The sequence below is a fragment of the Xanthobacter sp. BG11Y11_SDJG genome (assembly GCF_057364445.1).
On record NZ_JBNFNU010000661.1, the window covers coordinates 1 to 1,365 of the forward strand.

Sequence of the window (1,365 nt, forward strand, 5' to 3'; positions counted from 1 at the left end):
CGCGGCACGGAGGCGGCGGGCGCGACGGCACGGACGGCTGGCGGGCCCGCCTGCGGGCTGCTGGCGCTCAAGGTCATGGCGCATGCTTATCCCATTCCGCCGGCCGGTAAAGGGCAGGGCGCGCGGGCCTGTCCACAGCGCCCTGCGGGCACGCGGAAGCGGCGCCGAAGGCCCCTTGTGGCGCCGGTATCGATCTGTTAGACGATGGCCCCCGGCGGCGGCCGGCCCTTCAGGGGCCCTGTCCCGGTGCCATCCCTGACTGCGGTCGTGGCGGAATTGGTAGACGCGCTAGCTTGAGGTGCTAGTGGGGAGACCCGTGGAGGTTCGAGTCCTCTCGTCCGCACCAGAGATGGAGGCAGGCTTGCCTGCCCGGACGCGCGGCCGACCCGCGCGAGCCTGCAAGGCGGCCGGAAGGCCGCCTTTCGCTTTTTCAGGGCGGCCGCAAGGCCGCCTTTCGCTTTTCAGGGCGGGTGCGCTCATGCTGTCCCGTCGCCTTCCTTCGCGCCGTCGCCGCCGCGACGCCGTCGCCCTCCGGCTCGACCGGAGGGCCCATGGAGTGTGGCTCCAGACGCGGCCGTGGGTAAATGGATCCTCCGGCCAAGCCGGAGCATGACGGCGGTTGGGACGGTGTTCTCAGCCCCCGTTCCCGGCCGGCTTCGGCACGATGTGCACCACCCGGTAGCCGCGCGCCGCGAGCGCGCGCAGGAAGGCGGGGATCATGGCCGCGGTCTGCGCTTTCGTGTCGTGGAACAGCACGATGCCGCCGCCCGCCGCGTCGAGCCGCTTGAGCACCAGATCGAGCTGGGCCTGCGGCGTCTGCACGTTCCAGTCGCTCGCCCACAGATCGGCGCCGAACACGCCGATGCCCTTGCGGTCGAGATAGGCCAGGAGCTCGGGCGTCGCGGCGAAGCCGGGAAAGCGGAAGAACGGCACCCGCGGTGCCGGGCCGGAGGATCCATAGGCGGCCGTCTCGTCCGCGGCGATGCCCTGTTCGATCTCCTTCACCGCCGCCTCGAAGGGAATCTTCGCCAAGGTCGCCGCCGGATGGGTCATGGAATGGTGCGCCAGCGTGTGCCCCTCGGCGAGGGTGCGCTTCACCAGGTCCGGCCGCAGCCGCGCATTCTGGCCGATGACGAAGAAGGTGGCGCGCGCGCATTCGGCCTTCAGCGCGTCGAGGATGGCGGCGGTGGTCGCCGGCCAGGGGCCGTCGTCGAAGGTGAGCACCACCTCGCGCGCCTCAAGCGGCAGGGTCTGGGGAAACGATTTGGTGCCGACTTGAAGGCCCTTGGCATCCGCCGCCATCACCCGCGCGGTGCCGAGAGCGTCCGGCCGGCCGGGGCAGTCGGCGGCCCGGGCGCTCGCGGG

Annotated in this window: 1 protein-coding gene and 1 tRNA gene; one reads left to right on the forward strand and one right to left on the reverse strand. The window is 71.9% G+C overall.

Annotated features, from left to right (window positions below; all coding sequences use genetic code 11):
• The first annotated feature begins 261 nt into the window (after window positions 1-261).
• Window positions 262-346: transfer RNA gene (locus AC2W7M_RS25525), tRNA-Leu, on the forward strand.
• A gap of 287 nt (window positions 347-633) precedes the next feature.
• Here AC2W7M_RS25525 and AC2W7M_RS25530 read toward each other — a convergent pair.
• On the reverse strand, window positions 634-1,365 hold a 732-nt coding region (locus AC2W7M_RS25530; protein ID WP_486135905.1), incomplete at its 5' end, for a polysaccharide deacetylase family protein.